Genomic DNA, 16,336 nt, shown 5'->3' on the forward strand with positions numbered 1-16,336 from the left:
CCGGCGAGTCCCGAGAATTATCCGTCGGTCGATGCGGCATGTCCACCTCTCCGGGCCTCCGCGCCCCTGTCTCATAGCAGAGGAACAACCGCACTCGCATCCGTTCGGCACCGCCAGAACCCTCCGGCTGAATGTCTCTTCGGTGCCGCAAATGGAGATGTTGCATGGCTCGATCCGTAGAGCACGTTTTCAGACCATCTGAGGCTGCGTTCCGCGGGATCTCGAGCAGAATCTCAGGCACAGTTATGCCGACGTCGTTCTCTTGGTCGCGAATCCGAATCTGGTGGGCCATGATGCCGCGCGCGTATCGTCCAAACACCTGCGCGGCCAATTGCCCGAAGGGGAGTTCAAGTACCTCTCAAAACAGGTTCGCGGTCCCACACACTGCTGATCTGGTCTGGCATGGTTGGAAAATGCCCCTGCTTTCGAAGCAATCGCCATCGATGAAAAAGGCGGACCGTTACGGCTCGTGGTTCCCGATCCGCGTATTTTTGCTGCTCACAATTCTGGGTCTCAAAACGAGCTGATCGCGAGCCAGTCAAGCGCGGTCGTGACTTGGCCCAAGCGCAAGTGGTTGTCCGGCTGACGACGCAGTATCTCGAGCATCTCACGTACCAAGCAAGCGAGCTTCGGGCTCTCCCAAGGGCTGTTTTCGACGAGGCCCATCATCTATTCGTGCAGCCAGCGTCGCGGCCGTGAATGTCTGAGTTACAAGTTGGCCGGCTGGATTGGCCCTCAACTTCCAACCCATCCAAGACGCGGCCCAGCAGCGCCAGATCGGAAGGACGAAAGACGCCAGCTTGCTGACCAAGTTGGCATGAGGCCCCTTGATGCAGGCCCAGCCGACAGGGCCGAAACTAATTGGGCGCTATTACAGGTTCAAGCTGGGGACAGCCGATCATCTTACAATCTCGTGCTCATGCCGGTTCGATATCCGTTTGGCAGAAGTCTTTGCCGATGAAAAGCAGCGGTTCGTCTGCACGCTTTGCCAAAGCATAGGAGAGGCAATCGGCAAAATTCAGCGCCGCCGGGTGGTGGCCCTTGCCGTAGGTCAGCCAACCCTGGGTCGCAAGATCAACCAATTCGGAGTCGACAGGAATGATGTCGGCCTCGATTTTGCGCAGCCAAAGATCGATCTCAGCCAACGCGTGTTCGCCGCGCCTGCTGACCAGCACCATGCGTACCTCGAGCACGCAGGTTGCCGGGATCAGACGGATTGGGTCGGAGACCAGCGCTCGTTCCAGCCTTGCTGCCTCAGGCTCGCTCCGAAGGATCGCTACAACAGCTGAGGTATCGATCACCATCAGTTAGGGATTCCATGCTCGTCATACCCGATGATCTCCTCGTCGCTGCGACTATCCAGTTCAGGCAATCGTGCCACTCTTTCTCGGATGGCGCGCAATTCTGCCAGCAGACGCTCCTGAGCGGTCTCTCCAAAGCCCAAGCGGTGCAAGCGCTCGCTAAGGGCCTGATGAATGGCTGCTGTCTTACTGATACCCTGGCGGCGTGCGAGTTCATCGGCGAGAGCAACGGTGGCTGGATTTTTGATGTTCAGGGACACGAGAAGCTCCAAAAATCTACCTTTCTGGCAATTTCTACCATAGTTCTCTAGGCTCTTCAACATACCTGCTAGCCTCGCCTACCCGCGCCGGATTGACCACGACAATCGCCAGGCCGACGCCTGCCAAGCGGCGACCGCAGTCTCCCGAAGCTGCCTGTCGACTCCAATCCGACGACGGCCGGCGAGGAACTCTACAGGGGCCGCGGTAAAGAGCGTTCCGGCAGCGGTCCATAGAGCGTGAAAGCAGTCCCTTCATCCTGTCAGACGCACCTAACGAGGCGCTGATCCTCCGTCGCGATGCCACCTCTTGAATATAGCCGCCTGTTCTGCTGGAGCGGCGATGGCCAGTCGGGCACCGGGTTGCTGAGCTGTCGCGGTCGCGGCACCGCATTTCGCAAGTCTCTGCAGGTCATGCCACGATCGCCGGTTTTGCTTGTTGCAAGGCCGGCGCTCCTGCCTTTTCTAATGATCCCCGACCGCGGCAAGAACCAGTTCGTGGCGAGAAACGGGAACCCGCATGGCGACCAACTATCATGCCAGTAAGGGAGCGGTATCGCGCGGCGCGCGCATGCTGCGCACCGCCCTCGGCCCGGCGGTCGCAGGCTTCCTTGACGATCCAGCCATTGTCGAGGTGATGCTCAATCCCGACGGTCGCCTGTGGGTTGACCGTCTCAGCGAAGGACTCGCTGCAAGCAATGAAACACTGATCGCGGCAGACGGCGAACGGATCGTCAGGCTGGTCGCGCACCATGTCGGTGCGGAGGTGCATTCGGGCTCGCCGCGCGTTTCGGCTGAACTGCCCGGGACCGGTGAACGGTTCGAGGGCCTTTTGCCGCCTGTCGTCACGGCACCAACATTCGCCATCCGCAAGCCGGCAGTCGCGGTGTTTACGCTTCAAGACTATGTCGCTGCCGGCATCATGACCGAAGGCCAGGCTGACGTCCTGCAGCTTGCCGTGGAGACACGCAAGAACGTGCTGGTGGCCGGCGGTACATCGACGGGCAAGACCACGCTGGTCAACGCGCTTTTGGCGGAGGTGGCTAAAACCGCCGAGCGCGTCGTGCTGATCGAGGACACACGCGAGTTGCAGTGCGCTGCGCCCAATCTTGTAGCGCTGCGCACAAAGGATGGTGTCGCCTCGCTCTCCGATCTGGTGAAGTCATCATTGCGGCTTCGGCCCGACCGCATCCCGATAGGCGAGGTACGGGGCGCCGAAGCGCTCGATTTGCTGAAGGCCTGGGGCACCGGCCATCCCGGCGGCATCGGCACCATTCACGCCAATTCTGCCATTGGCGCACTGCAGCGGCTGGAACAGCTCGTACAGGAGGCCGTCGTCACGGTCCCGCGCGCGCTGATAGCCGAAACCATAGACCTCGTCGCCGTCCTCGCCGGCCGCGGCTCCGCGCGCCGGCTCGTCGAAATCGCCTTTGTCGACGGGCTCGATGCGGCCACCGGTGACTACCGCACCCTGGAAGCAAATGTCGAGACCACAATGACCGTGAATCACCACTCGCCCTTTGGAGCTTCAGAATGACCCCGATCCGCTTCAATTCATCGGCTATCCGCAAACTTGCCGTGGAGCTGTCGTATGCGACGACCGCCGCGATCATGACGATTGAGCCCGCCCATGCTGCCGGTTCCTCCATGCCCTGGGAGGAGCCCCTTCAGCAGATTCTCGAATCGATCGAGGGGCCAGTCGCCAAGATCGTGGCGGTGATCATCATCATCGTCACTGGCTTGTCGCTCGCTTTCGGCGACACATCGGGCGGATTTCGCCGGCTGATCCAGATCGTCTTCGGGCTGTCGATCGCTTTCGCGGCAAGTTCGTTTTTCCTGTCATTTTTCTCCTTCGGCGGGGGGGCGCTGATCTGATGGAGGAGGAAGTCCGTGGCTTTTTCGCGCCGGTGCATCGCGCGCTTACTGAACCGATCCTGCTCGGCGGCGCGCCGCGCGCGGTCGCTATCGCCAACGGCACGCTGGCAGGCGCGGTCGGGTTGGGTCTTCGTCTGTGGATCGCGGGGCTCGTCATCTGGGCGGTCGGGCATCTCGCCGCCGTCTGGGCGGCAAAGCGCGATGCGCAGTTCGTCGACGTGGTTCGCCGGCACCTGCGCTATCCCGCGCATTTCGGCTGTTGAGGTTTTTCGCCATGATGAACCTCGCGGAATATCGAAACAACAGCGCCAGCCTCGTCGACTATCTGCCTTGGGCCGCCCTGGTGGCGCCGGGCGTGGTGCTCAACAAGGACGGCAGTTTTCAAAGAACGGCGCGTTTTCGCGGGCCGGACCTGGACTCCGCCACGCCGGCGGAGCTGGTCGGCACGACCGCACGGCTCAACGGCGCGCTGCGCCGGCTCGGCTCCGGCTGGGCGATCTTTGTCGAAGCGCAGCGCAATTCCGCCAGCGGCTATCCCGACAGCCGGTTCCCGGATTGCGCATCCGCGCTTCTCGACGTCGAGCGGCGCGAACAGTTCGAAGGGTCCGGCGTGCTGTTTGAAAGCAGCTACTTTCTCACGTTCGTGTGGCTGCCTCCGGCCGAGGAAGCGTCGCGAATGGAGAGCTTGCTCTACGAAGGCCGGCAAAAGACCGGCGTCGATCCTTGGGAGCTCCTGAAGAGTTATGTCGATCGCACGGACCGCGTGCTCAACCTCATCGAAGGCTTCGTTCCCGAAGCTGACTGGCTCGATGATGGCGAGACGCTGAGTTACCTGCACTCAACAATTTCGACCAAGCGGCATCGCGTTCGCGTGCCGGAAACGCCGATGCATCTCGATGGCCTGCTTGTCGATCAGCCGTTAGCCGGCGGGTTAGAGCCGAGGCTTGGCGATGCGCATCTGCGCACACTCACCATCACCGGGTTACCGACCATGACCTTCCCGGGGATTCTCGACGACCTTAATCGGCTTGCCTTCCCCTACCGCTGGTCCACGCGAGCGATCATGCTCGACAAGACCGACGCGACGAAGCTGGTGACGAAGATCCGTCGCCAGTGGTTCGCCAAACGCAAATCGATCGCCGCAATTTTGAAGGAGGTGATGACCAACGAGGCGTCAGTCCTCGTTGATACGGACGCCGCCAACAAGGCGGCCGATGCGGACGCGGCCCTGCAGGATCTCGGTTCAGATCAGATCGGCGAAGCCTATGTCACCGCCTCCGTGACGGTCTGGGATGTTGATCCGGCAATTGCCGACGAAAAGCTGCGCCTGGTCGAAAAGGTCATTTCAGGCAGGGATTTCACTTGCATCGCCGAAAGCGTCAACGCGGTCGAGGCTTGGCTCGGCAGCATCCCCGGCCACGTCTACGCCAATGTCCGCCAGCCGCCGATCTCGACTCTGAACCTCGCCCACATGATTCCACTTTCGGCGGTCTGGGCTGGACCGACTGAGGACGAGCATTTTGGCGCCCCGCCGCTGTTCTTCGCCAGAACGGAAGGCGCCACACCGTTCCGGTTCAGCCTTCACGTCGGCGATGTCGGCCACACCCTCGTCATCGGCCCGACCGGTGCCGGCAAGTCGGTCCTGTTGGCGATGATCGCGCTGCAGTTCCGACGTTACGAGCACAGCCAGGTTTTTGCCTTCGACTTCGGCGGCTCAATCCGCGCGGCCATGCTCGCCATGCATGGCGATTGGCATGATCTCGGAAGAAATGCCGGAACTGGGCAGGGGGCTGACGATCCGTTGCCCTTGCTCACTTTAGCCGATCTGTCGGACGACGTTCAGACCGTTTCGCTACAGCCGCTCGCCCATATTCATCATACGCCAGAGCGAGCCTGGGCGGCCGACTGGCTTGTCGACATCCTTCTGCGCGAAGGCGTGTCCATCACGCCGCAGGTAAAGGAACATCTGTGGTCGGCGTTGACGTCGCTGGCCTCTGCGCCCGTCCACGAACGGACGCTGACTGGCCTGTCCGTATTGCTGCAATCTTCGCCGCTGAAGCAGGCGCTCCTTCCCTATTGCATCGGTGGCCCTTATGGCGGCCTGCTCGATGCCGAGCACGAGCGGCTGGGCGAGGCTTCGGTCCAGGCGTTCGAAACCGAAGGCCTGATCGGCACAGGTGCAGCGCCCGCCGTGCTCGCCTATCTGTTCCACCGCATCGAGCAGAGGATGGACGGCCGGCCGACACTGCTGCTCATCGACGAGGGCTGGCTCGCGCTCGACGACGGCGGTTTCGCTGACCAGCTGCGCGAATGGCTGAAGACGCTGAGGAAGAAGAACGCCAGCGTGGTCTTCGCCACCCAGTCGCTTTCGGACATCGACGGATCGCCAATCGCACCGGCCATCGTCGAAAGCTGCCCGACGCGGCTGTTCTTGCCGAACGAGCGCGCCGTCGAGCCACAGATCACAGAGATCTACCGACGCTTTGGTCTCAACGATCGCCAGATCGAGATCGTCGCCCGAGCGACACCGAAGCGCGACTATTACTGTCAAAGCCGCCGCGGCAACCGCCTGTTCGAGCTGGGGCTTGGTCCGATCGCGCTGGCGCTCTGCGCCGCATCGTCCAAATCGGACCAGGCCGCGATCGACCGGATAATCGCCGAGGCGGGGCGAGACCATTTCCTCGAAGCCTGGCTTACGAACCGTGGTCTCTCCTGGGCGGCAGACCTCATTCCCAATCTCACTGGCGTGATCGACCAATCCACAAAGGAGCTTCCCTCATGAATTCCGTTCTTGCAGGTCGGCGTATCCGTCGCATGGCGGCAGCCGGCGCAATCGTCGTCGCGACGGCGCTGTCATCGGCACCGGCATCGGCACTGATCGTGTTCGACCCAAAGAACTACGCCGAGAACCTGCTTTCGGCATCGCGTGCGCTGGAGCAGATCAACAACCAGATCAGCTCGCTTCAGAACGAAGCGCAGATGCTGATCAACCAGGCGAAGAATCTCACCTCCCTGCCAACCTCGCTGCTTGGCCAGATCGAGGCCAATTTTTCCGAGATGAAGAGCCTGCTCGGCGAGGCCGACAAGCTGGCCTATAGCGTCCAGGAGATCGAGAGCCAGTTTACCTCCGCTTACGAGAATTTCGGTTCGGAACTCTCCAGCCAGCAGCTTGTCGACGGCGCGCGTCAACGCTGGCAGACCTCGGTGTCGGCCTTTGAGCATTCGCTGAAGACCGGCGCCGTCGCAGTAGACAACATCGCAGAGACACAGGAGCAGACGAGTGCGCTGGTTGGTGCCAGCCAGTCCGCGGTCGGCGTGCTTCAGGCGACGCAGGCCGGCAACCAGCTTCTTGCCGTACAGGCCAAGCAAGTTGCCGACCTCACCGCGATGCTGGCGGCACAAGGACGAGCCGACGCCCTTGAACAGGCGAGGCGGGCGGCCGCACAGGAGCAGGCGCGGGAACAGTTCAGCCGTTTCATGACGGGCAGCAGCTACAGCGCGTCATCCGTAAAAATGTTCCACGACTGAGGCGAAGACCGCATGGATCTCAAGATCGCCGCCCGGATAACAGCCGTTCTTGCCCTTGGCGCCGCCATGACCGCCGCCTCCATGGCGCTGCGCGGCGGCGGCTCGCAGGACGCGTCCTCCCCGCGCTCCGCATATCCGGGCGGCGAGCCGGCAAGTGTCGAGCTTGCCCGATGCCGGGACATCGGCATGGCGGCGATCGATGACGACGCCTGCAGGAAAGCCTGGGCGGAAGGCCGCCGACGCTTCCTGCGGCCATCCCGCCCGATCATGCCAAACGTGGCTCCGTCGATCGAAAAGGACCCGACCCGGCTGCCGCCGCTCCAACCGCCAACGCCGCCTTTCGCGGAAGACCGGCCCTATCCCGAAACGGTGGCGCCATGAACGACACCGGCGTCATCGACCGCTTCCTCGAGACTTTCACTCGCTACATCGATTCCGGCTTTGGTCTGCTCGGTGGGGAAGTTGCGTTTCTCACTTCGACCCTGATTGTGATCGACATCACACTGGCCGGCCTGTTCTGGGCATGGGGTGCTGATGAAGACGTGCTGCACCGACTGGTGAAGAAGACGCTCTATATCGGCTTCTTTGCCTTCATCATCGGCAACTTCAACCGTCTTGCCGGGATCGTCTTCGAGAGCTTTTCCGGGCTCGGCCTGAAGGCTGGAGGCTCGGCACTTTCAGGCTCGGCATTGCTGCAGCCGGGCCGCGTGGCGCAAGTCGGCATCGATGCCGGCAATCCGATCCTCGAGGCCGCCAGCCAGCTGATGGGCTACGTATCGTTCTTCGAGAATTTCGTCCAGATCGTAGTGCTGATGATCGCCTGGGCGATCGTACTGATTGCGTTCTTTCTTCTGGCCGTCCAGATCTTCGTCACGCTGGTCGAATTCAAGCTGACGACGCTTGCCGGGTTTGTGCTGATACCCTTTGCGCTGTTCAACCGGACCGCCTTCCTTGCCGAAAAAGTGCTCGGCAACATCGTTGCCTCCGGCGTGAAGATACTGGTCCTTGCCGTCATCGTCGGCATCGGCTCGGGCCTGTTCGGCGAGTTCACCCAAGGCTTCGGCGCCGAACAGCCCACAATCACGGATGCGCTGTCGCTTGTCCTGGGCGCTCTGTCGCTGATGGGACTGTCGATCTTCGGTCCCGGCATTGCGACGGGGCTGGTCTCCGGTGCCCCGCAACTGGGCGCAGGTGCCGCTGTTGGCACGAGCCTCGTCGCTGGCGGCCTTGGCGTGGCTGGTGCTATGGGTGCTCGCGCCGGATTGAGCGGCGCGGCAGGCGCACTCAATGGCAGTGCGCGTATGTCGGCAGCAGCCGCACGCCGCGGCGCGCATCTGGCCGGCAGCACTTCGGCCGCCTGGGAACTTGGCGCAGCGACATCTGGAAGAGGTGGTGCAGGCTCGGTCGCCGCCGGCGTGGCGGGTGTCGCCAGGGCCGGTGCCAGCGCTGCCGTTCGACCGGTGAAGCAGGCCATGTCGCGCGCCGCGTCGGCGCTGTCCGACAGCTATGAGGCCGGCCGCTTTGCGGCTTGGAGTGCGACGAGTGGAGAGCGATCGTCGGGAACGGCTTCCTCGGGTGACTGGTCGACCTCCGAAACCAGTTCCGACGCCCCGCCCGCATGGGCAAAACGAATGAAGCGTAGCCAGGTCATGAGCCATGGCGCCAGCGTCGCCGCGCATTCAGTTCACTCGAGTGATGATGGGGGCGGCTCGATGAATGTTTCCCTCGATCAGGACGACCGCCGATGACCCCCCTTAGACGCCCTTTCGTTCGTTACGCAAAAACGCCCCACCCCGAGACGCCATATCAGCGTGCAGCCCAGATTTGGGACGAGCGCATCGGCTCGGCTCGCGTCCAGGCGAGAAACTGGCGGCTGATGGCCTTCGGCTCTCTCGTCCTGGCCGGCGGTTTTGCATCCGCATTGGTGTGGCAGTCAACACGCGGCTCAGTGGTTCCCTGGGTGGTGGAGGTCGACAAGTTCGGTGAAGCGCAGGTTGTCGCTCCGGCCGTTGCCGACTATCGGCCGACCGATCCGCAGGTCGCCTGGCATCTGGCCCGCTTCATCGAACAGGTCAGAAGCATTCCGGCCGACCCGGTCATCGTCCGCCAAAACTGGCTGCGAGCCTACGACTACACCACAGACCGCGGCGCCATTTCCCTCAATGATTACGCCCGGTTGAACGACCCTTTTGCCAAATTGGGCAAACTCCAGATCGCCATCGAGGTTTCCAGCGTCATCCGTGCTACCCCCGATTCGTTTCGCGTCGCCTGGGTCGAGCGCCGTTACGAGAATGGCAACCTGGCCGGCACCGAGCGCTGGACCGCAATCCTCACAATCGTGATTCAGCAACCCCGCGACGCTGACCGGCTCAAAGCCAATCCGCTTGGCGTCTATGTCAACGCCATCAGCTGGTCGAAGGAGTTTTCATGATGCGTGCAGCACCAACAAGAACGTCGGCGAAACCGGTCACGCACAATGCGCCCGAGGCACGTAGGCTTGCCCTGGCACTGCTGTCGGCAACGGCGCTCGCCGGCTGTGCATCGAAGAAATACATTCCGCCGGAAATCGCCTACGACGATGCGGTGCCTGCGGTGCGCAGGGTCGAGCCGCCTGGTCCGGTCAAAGTGGTGGAAGTGCCGAAACCGCTTCCGCTGCCTGGTCAGTTGAAACCAGTCGACGCTACGAAGGTGGAGCCGGAGCCGCCCGATCCGAAGCAGCGTATCAGCCAGGCGAACGAGGCAGCGAGGATGCAGCCGGTTCGCGACGGGTTCGTCAATGCCATCCAGCTCTATCCGTGGAGTGAGGGCGCGCTCTACCAGATTTATGCCGCGCCCGGCCAGGTCACCGACATCGCCTTGCAGCCGGGCGAGCAGCTTGTCGGCTCCGGGCCTGTGGCCGCCGGCGACACGGTGCGCTGGATCATCGGCGATACGCAAAGTGGGGCAGGGGAGCGCCAGCAGGTCCATATTCTTGTGAAGCCGACACGGCCGGATCTGCAGACCAATCTCGTCATCAACAGCGACCGCCGCACCTATCATCTCGAGCTGCGCTCGACCGAAAAGACCTACATGGCTTCGGTCTCCTGGCAGTACCCGCAGGACCAGCTGATTGCGCTGCGGCGCCAGAATGCGCAGGCTTCCGCCGCACAGCCGGTCGCGTCCGGCGTCGACATCCAGAAACTGAATTTTCGCTATCGGATCGAAGGCGACATGGCGCCCTGGCGGCCGCTTCGCGCCTTCGATGACGGTGCAAAAGTTTACATCGAGTTCCCGTCGGGCATAAGGCAAGGTGAAATGCCGCCGCTCTTTGTCATCGGCCCGTCGGGCGGCTCGGAGCTGGTCAACTACCGTGCTCGCCAGAACTACTACGTCGTTGATCGGCTGTTTGCCGCCGCTGAATTGAGGCTCGGCGACAAAACAAGCGAACAGCGCGTCCGCATCGTGCGCACGGACGGCAAACGAACCTCGCCCAGCACGAGGCTGTTCCGATGAGCGACCCTGCAAATGCACCCAACCAGGACATTCGAGCGGAACTGCGCCTTCGGCCCGAACCGGCCAGGGTCACGCGACTGTCGCGCAAGGTGCTGATAGGCGTCGGTGGAGTTGCCAGCGCTGCGATCCTCGGCACGTTGATTTGGGCGCTCGACACCAGACAGCGCGGAACCGAACAGCCGCCTGAGCTCTTCACCACCGAAAACCGCTCAACGGCCGACGGGCTACAGAAGCTGCCGAAGGACTATGCAGGTGTTCCGCAACTCGGCCCCGCGCTGCCTGGCGATTTGGGCCGGCCGATCTTGCGCGCGCAGGAGCGCGGCCAGCCGATTGGGGCGTCCAACGTCAGTGGACCGCGCGCCGATCCGGAGGAGCAGCGCCGACTGGCCGAGATCGAGGCCGCACGCGTGGCGAAGCTCTTCACCGATACGAACACGAGACCTGGTCCCAGACGAAAGGATCCTGGCGGCAGAGTCATAGAACCGGACACCCAATCTGGTCTGATTCCGCCGCTGGGGCCGCCACCGATCGATCCTGGCGCCGCGCAAAACGGGCAGGATCGCAAGCTGGCCTTCGTCAATGCCGAGCCAGACCGTCGCACAGTCAGCCCCGATCGGCTCGCCGCGAAGGCCTCGCCCTATGTGGTGCAAGCCGGCAGCGTCATTCCAGCTGCCCTTATCACCGGCATCCGCTCCGACCTGCCCGGCGAGATCACCGCTCAGGTCACGGAAAATGTCTATGACAGCCCGACAGGATCCCATCTCCTGATCCCGCAGGGTGCGAGGCTGATCGGCCAGTACGACAGCCACGTCGCCTTCGGCCAGTCGCGCGTGCTGCTGGTCTGGAACCGGCTGATCATGCCTGACGGCACCTCGATCGTCCTGGAGCGCCAGCAGGGCGCAGACGCTGAAGGATTTTCCGGGCTGGAGGACGAGGTCGACCGTCATTGGGGCCAGATGTTCCGGGCCGCAGCACTCTCAACATTACTGGGCATTGGGACATCGCTTGGGTCCAGCGACGACGAAAGCGAAATCGCCAAGGCCATCCGCGAAAGCACGCAGGATTCGGCCTCCGATATTGGCCAGCAGCTCGTGCGCAATCAGCTCTATGTCCAGCCTACGCTCACCGTGCGGCCCGGTTTCCCGGTTCGCGTGATTGTCAATCGCGACCTTGTTCTTGTGCCTTACGGCACGTCAAAGGATTCATCATGACCAAGCTGAAACTTTCCGCCATTCCCGATGACCGTCCGGTCAAGATCACCGTCGAACTGCCTGCCGCCGTTCATCGCGACGTCGTTGCCTATGTTGATTATCTGAACAGTCAACATGTCCTTGTCTCACAAGCAGGAGGTGAACAATGCCTGATCTGAGGCTCGGTCGGCTGCCGAAGGTTGGTGTCGTCCGCATGACGATCATCCTGCCGGAGCCCCTCAAGGAGGAACTCGACCAGTATGCGGCCGAGCACAGCCGGCTCTATGAACCCGTGGACACCGCTGCCCTGATTCCGCACATGCTGGAAGCGTTCGTCGGTTCGGATCGCGGCTGGCGCAGCCGTAAGGCGAAGGCCGGCCGTGCCCGTCAACGAGCGGCGTCTCCAGCCAGCAGCACGACGCGAAGCGGTGCTGAAGGTGATGGCTCTGCCTGAAGCTGTCCTGGTGGCTTTACCCTGAGCGAAATGCCGGTTCCGACCTAAGCGGAAGCTCGCTTGCTCCGGACCAATTCACGGCCATCACCCGAAGCCGTCATCCAGTTGGTCGAGGCTGTGGGTTGGCAATGGGGGGGCAATGGGGTGTAAGGGACGTTCGGCGGAGACGGGTTACACGCCAGGGACGCTTCGGAACAGATGGCGAATTTCGTTCCCTCCTTCCCTGAGCTTCGAAGTTTGTCGCTGCCTCCCCGGCTTTTATCGTGCTATGCTGCTAGTGGCCTTCCTGGAAGGGAAACGGAAATGTCCGGCATGTCAACGTTGACGCGGACTTTCATTGCCGCTGTTCTTGTCGGCTGCGCGCTCGCCGTGTCGTCTGCCATCGGAGCGGGAGTTACCGAGGATGTCGCGACGGGAACGCGACTCGCGGAATTGCTCCGTGCGGGGCGACGTATCATCTCGAACTACCAGACGCTCATCAATGATCCTGCTCTTGGCGACAAGCACCTCGACGGTGAGCGCATTACGAGAGAGGCCATCGCCGAATACTCAAAACACACCGGCAACGACCCGCTTTCCGGCGAATTGACCGAGCGCGACCGGCGTCTGCTTGAGGTCCAGATTGAGGCGATGCGAGAGGTGGTGGACGAACAGCAAGATAACATCAACCGCGCGGGAATCGCATTCAAGGGCTTCGTGCCAGCCGTGTTTGCGCGTCTGATGAATGACAAGTTCAGCGCCAAGGCCGGCAACGAAGCTCGGGTGCGCGTGACTGCGCCAGAGCAACTCGTGCGCAACCGCAAATCGCTTCCAGACGCCTGGGAAGCACAGATCATCGAAAAGGTCTTGGTGGATCCGCAGAGAGCGAAGGGAGCCTACACGGACGTCACAGAGGCGGATGGACGCCCGGCATTTCGAATGCTGCTGCCCGAATACTATACCGGCTCGTGTCTTTCCTGTCACGGCGAGCCGAAGGGCGAGATCGACGTGACAGGATATCCTAAGGAGGGCGGCAAAGCGGGCGATCTGGGAGGCGCGATCAGCATCGTCTTGTTCAAATGAGCGCTTTGGAACAATCACCGCACCAAGTGGAGGCCGTATCGGCGCCGGCGAGGCCACTTGCGCGTAGCTTCGCCAATCTACCGATTTCGGCCCGCATAGCTGCGCTGACAGCGGCCGGCCTTATCAGCCTCATCGTATCGTCCATCTTTCTCACGCAGGCACTTTATCGCAGTGCAGATCGAACCGCGGAGACCAAGGCATTTTTCGATGTCGCATCCACTGCGGCTGCGGCCCACGTAACATTCGGCGAATTGCGCTACTGGCTGACTGATTTGTCGGTTAGCTTGTTGATGAATTCCCAGCGCAATGCCGAGCAGGCGCGCGAGCGACTGCTGACACATCTGGACCGCCTTTCGAAATCATCACCGGATGCGGTCAGGGAAATCCGCGTTGAGATCGATTCCTATGTCAAAACGGCGTTACGAGCGGCAGACAGCTATACTCAAGACAACCGCATCATCGGCAACACTCTCCTCGCCGAGGCGCGCACCCACAGCGCAAATGTGGATGCCGCGCTAAACAAACTCGTCGAACGAGCGAGCGCCGAGGCAGAAGCCGCTCGCAACGAGGTCGTAACGGAAACCCAGAAAACGGCGACGACCGCTGCCGTGCTGGTGGCCATCGTGGTGATGATCGGGTCGCTTCTCACCATCCTTGTTCTTCGCTCGATCGTCGGCCCGTTGCGGCGCTTGAACCGGGTGATCGGAAATCTGACGGAAGGACGCTATGACGTCGAAATACAGGCAGAGGGAGGCGACGAGCTCGGCGCGATGGCGCGGACGCTTCGGCTTTTCCGGGCGAGCGCAATTGAAAAGCAAAGACTGGAAGATGAGGCGGAGCGGCAAAGACGGACGATCGCAGCGGCACTCGAGGCGATTTCTGACGGATTTGTCCTGTTCGATTCGGAGGACAAGGTCCTTCTTGCCAACAGCAAATACTGCGAAATCTTTCCCGGCAATGAGCGAGCTACTCTTCCTGGGCAAAGCCTTCAGGATATTCTGAAAGGACGCTTGGCGAGCGGGCACGTCGACCTTGAGGGCGCGTCGCCGGAGGAATGGATTGCGGAGAGGCTGCGCATCCAGAAGGATCCGGCAGGCTTCGTCCACGAGGGTCGCTTCGGAGAACGCTGGGTCCGCGTCAGCAAACGAAAGACCCCTGACGGCGGGACCGTCGCTGTTTACACCGACATCACGGAACTGAAGCAGAGAGAGGTCGAACTCGAGCGGGCCAAGAGCCATGCTGAAGCGGCAAATGAGGCCAAGAGCAGCTTCCTCGCGTCCATGAGCCACGAGCTACGCACTCCATTGAACGCGATCATTGGCTACAGCGAGATGCTGATCGAAGAGGCGAGTGACGAGCAAATGAACGAGTTCGTCCCAGATGTGGAAAAGATCGCAGGGGCCGGTCGCCATCTCCTCGCGCTCATCAACGACATCCTCGATCTGTCGAAGATCGAGGCAAATAAGATGGAAAATTTCCTGGAGACTTTCGACGTCGCCGACTTGTTGCGCGATGTCCAGGCCACAGTCGCGCCACTGATGGCGAAAAACAGAAACAGTTTCGTGCTGGACCTCGCGGGCGACCTTGGGAAAATGCATTCGGACCAGACGAAGTTGCGTCATAACCTCTTCAATCTACTCAGTAACGCGGCCAAGTTCACCGAAGTGGGCCGTGTAACGCTGGCGGTTCGACGCAACAGGAGATCGGATCGCGACTGGCTAATATTCATAGTGTCGGACACCGGGATCGGGATGACGCCAGAGCAGCAAGAACGGCTCTTTGACCCTTTTACGCAAGCAGACGCGTCCACCACTCGCAACTATGGCGGAACGGGATTGGGCCTTAGCATAACCCGGAGTTTCTGCCGAATGATCGGAGGCGTTGTAACGGTCAAGAGCGAGCTCGGAAAAGGCTCGACCTTCACAATGGAGATTCCAGCCGAGTGCAACGAGGAACCTAGCGAGCAGCGATCCGCCGAACCGCTGTCGTCGCGGCCGTCGGACAAGGCGGTTCTGATCATCGATGACGAACCTGCCGCCCGAACCCTCATCGCCAGGGCCTTGGCAGAGGCGGGACTGGCGTCGATCGAAGCAGCAAGCGGCGAGGAAGGAATAGCCGCTGCGCGAGCGCATCGCCCCGTCGCAATCGTTCTCGACATTATCATGCCGCATCAGGACGGCTGGTCAGTGCTGCGCTCGCTGAAAAGCGACAAGGAGCTCTGCGAGATTCCAGTAATCCTTGCGACGATACTTGCAGATCGCGAACTCGGCCTCTCACTCGGTGCGGTCGAATACCTGACGAAGCCGATCGACACGCGGAAGCTTGTTCGAACGATAGAGGCTTGCGGCAGTGGCAACCGCGACGTGCTTGTTATTGATGACGATCAAGCCTCGCGCGATTTCCTTCGGCGTATTCTGGTCAAGAAGGATTGGCGGGTTCACGAGGCAAGCGATGGCCTGCGCGGCCTCAAGCTGATGAAGCGGTTGTTGCCGCGTCTGGTCCTGCTTGATCTGCTGATGCCCGAAATGGACGGATTCGAGACCTTGAACGAGATGCAGCAGGTGCCCGAGCTGCAGAACATTCCGGTCGTCGTCGTGACTTCCAAGGATTTGTCGGCCGATGAGCTCAAATGGCTTCGCGACAGGGCGGTCGCGGTTGTGACCAAGGGCGCAAACAGTCGGTCTCAGTTGGTCGAGGCCCTCGAGCGCCAGATATTCCCGCTTGGATCGACAGGTGCCAGCATTGCCGATCGCGGAACCGCCCCCCATGGCTGAAGGAAGCCGAGAATGACGAGGATCCTTCTCGTAGAAGACAACGAATTGAACCGGGACATGCTCTCGCGGCGGTTGTCGCGGCGTGGGTTCGAAGTCCTAATTGCGGAAAACGGACAGTCGGGCGTGGAACTCACCCTTTCGGAAAGGCCGGATCTCATCCTCATGGATATGAGCTTGCCGGTCATGGACGGGTGGGAGGCGACCAGGCGGATCAAGGCTGATCCGGCCACCTCCGGGATCCCGATCATTGCGCTTTCTGCGCACGCGATGGCCAGCGATCGCGAAATGGCGCTCGAGGCCGGCTGCGATGACTACGATAGCAAGCCGGTGGACCTGTCGCGACTTGTCCAGAAAATTGAACAATTGCTCGCCGGGAATCGATGAGGCCCAGGCCGACGGTTTG

Annotated in this window: 16 protein-coding genes and 2 pseudogenes; 16 read left to right on the forward strand and 2 right to left on the reverse strand. The window is 61.6% G+C overall.

From position 1 onward, the window contains the following. Positions 1-406 precede the first annotated feature (406 nt). Positions 407-699: pseudogene (locus NKH49_RS22565) on the forward strand (GSU2403 family nucleotidyltransferase fold protein). Between the two features lie 218 nt (positions 700-917). Here the strand turns inward: NKH49_RS22565 and NKH49_RS22570 are convergent. Both NKH49_RS22570 and NKH49_RS22575 read right to left on the reverse strand, forming a co-directional pair. After that, positions 918-1,304, reverse strand: coding sequence for a type II toxin-antitoxin system VapC family toxin (locus NKH49_RS22570; RefSeq protein ID WP_352612595.1), 387 nt, complete (start codon positions 1,302-1,304; stop codon positions 918-920). Further along, the gene (locus NKH49_RS22575; RefSeq protein WP_031195575.1) at positions 1,304-1,561 is read right to left on the reverse strand and encodes a type II toxin-antitoxin system VapB family antitoxin; all 258 of its coding nucleotides are present in this window, start codon (positions 1,559-1,561) and stop codon (positions 1,304-1,306) included. The genes NKH49_RS22570 and NKH49_RS22575 overlap by 1 nt, the downstream gene beginning before the upstream one ends. A 517-nt stretch (positions 1,562-2,078) precedes the next feature. Here NKH49_RS22575 and trbB point away from each other — a divergent pair. From trbB to NKH49_RS22650, 15 genes and pseudogenes are all read left to right on the forward strand, one after another. Beyond that, a complete protein-coding gene (gene trbB, locus NKH49_RS22580) occupies positions 2,079-3,095 on the forward strand; it encodes a P-type conjugative transfer ATPase TrbB (protein WP_352502876.1) in 1,017 nt (338 codons plus the stop codon). Between the two features lie 74 nt (positions 3,096-3,169). Further along, a complete protein-coding gene (locus NKH49_RS22585) occupies positions 3,170-3,433 on the forward strand; it encodes a TrbC/VirB2 family type IV secretion system protein (RefSeq protein WP_352612738.1) in 264 nt (87 codons plus the stop codon). Next, entirely contained in the window at positions 3,433-3,696 is a 264-nt protein-coding gene (locus tag NKH49_RS22590; protein WP_352685422.1) for a VirB3 family type IV secretion system protein, read from the forward strand. Before NKH49_RS22585 ends, NKH49_RS22590 begins: the two co-directional genes overlap by 1 nt. A gap of 11 nt (positions 3,697-3,707) precedes the next feature. After that, positions 3,708-6,215 carry a conjugal transfer protein TrbE gene (trbE, locus tag NKH49_RS22595; protein WP_352927946.1) on the forward strand — a complete coding sequence of 836 codons (2,508 nt, stop codon included), beginning with the start codon at positions 3,708-3,710 and terminating at the stop codon, positions 6,213-6,215. Beyond that, complete coding sequence (gene trbJ, locus NKH49_RS22600) at positions 6,212-6,961, forward strand: P-type conjugative transfer protein TrbJ (RefSeq protein WP_502901235.1); 750 nt, start codon at positions 6,212-6,214, stop codon at positions 6,959-6,961. Before trbE ends, trbJ begins: the two co-directional genes overlap by 4 nt. Positions 6,962-6,973: 12 nt before the next feature. Then, positions 6,974-7,342 (forward strand): putative entry exclusion protein TrbK-alt, encoded by a 369-nt coding sequence (gene trbK-alt, locus NKH49_RS22605; protein ID WP_352685424.1) that lies wholly within the window; start codon positions 6,974-6,976, stop codon positions 7,340-7,342. Further along, entirely contained in the window at positions 7,339-8,709 is a 1,371-nt protein-coding gene (trbL, locus tag NKH49_RS22610) for a P-type conjugative transfer protein TrbL (protein WP_352772991.1), read from the forward strand. Before trbK-alt ends, trbL begins: the two co-directional genes overlap by 4 nt. Next, the gene (trbF, locus tag NKH49_RS22615; RefSeq protein WP_352612605.1) at positions 8,706-9,392 is read left to right on the forward strand and encodes a conjugal transfer protein TrbF; all 687 of its coding nucleotides are present in this window, start codon (positions 8,706-8,708) and stop codon (positions 9,390-9,392) included. The genes trbL and trbF overlap by 4 nt, the downstream gene beginning before the upstream one ends. After that, positions 9,389-10,453 (forward strand): P-type conjugative transfer protein TrbG, encoded by a 1,065-nt coding sequence (trbG, locus tag NKH49_RS22620; RefSeq protein ID WP_502907918.1) that lies wholly within the window; start codon positions 9,389-9,391, stop codon positions 10,451-10,453. The genes trbF and trbG overlap by 4 nt, the downstream gene beginning before the upstream one ends. Then, entirely contained in the window at positions 10,450-11,664 is a 1,215-nt protein-coding gene (locus NKH49_RS22625; protein WP_352502870.1) for a TraB/TrbI/VirB10 family type IV secretion system protein, read from the forward strand. The genes trbG and NKH49_RS22625 overlap by 4 nt, the downstream gene beginning before the upstream one ends. Continuing rightward, positions 11,661-11,768, forward strand: a pseudogene (locus tag NKH49_RS22630) (DUF2274 domain-containing protein); the annotation flags it as partial. The gene NKH49_RS22625 and the pseudogene NKH49_RS22630, both read left to right, overlap by 4 nt. A 41-nt stretch (positions 11,769-11,809) precedes the next feature. Further along, the gene (locus NKH49_RS22635; protein ID WP_352502869.1) at positions 11,810-12,097 is read left to right on the forward strand and encodes a DUF2274 domain-containing protein; all 288 of its coding nucleotides are present in this window, start codon (positions 11,810-11,812) and stop codon (positions 12,095-12,097) included. Positions 12,098-12,400: 303 nt separating this feature from the next. After that, positions 12,401-13,159 (forward strand): Tll0287-like domain-containing protein, encoded by a 759-nt coding sequence (locus NKH49_RS22640; RefSeq protein ID WP_352502868.1) that lies wholly within the window; start codon positions 12,401-12,403, stop codon positions 13,157-13,159. Beyond that, on the forward strand, positions 13,156-15,933 hold the full coding sequence (locus NKH49_RS22645; RefSeq protein WP_352927955.1) for an ATP-binding response regulator: 2,778 nt from the start codon (positions 13,156-13,158) through the stop codon (positions 15,931-15,933). The genes NKH49_RS22640 and NKH49_RS22645 overlap by 4 nt, the downstream gene beginning before the upstream one ends. Before the next feature lie 12 nt (positions 15,934-15,945). Continuing rightward, positions 15,946-16,317, forward strand: coding sequence for a response regulator (locus NKH49_RS22650; RefSeq protein WP_352502866.1), 372 nt, complete (start codon positions 15,946-15,948; stop codon positions 16,315-16,317). Positions 16,318-16,336: the final 19 nt, after the last annotated feature.

Origin of the sequence: Mesorhizobium sp. M1088 (assembly GCF_040318575.1) — a bacterium.
Lineage (GTDB): Bacteria > Pseudomonadota > Alphaproteobacteria > Rhizobiales > Rhizobiaceae > Mesorhizobium.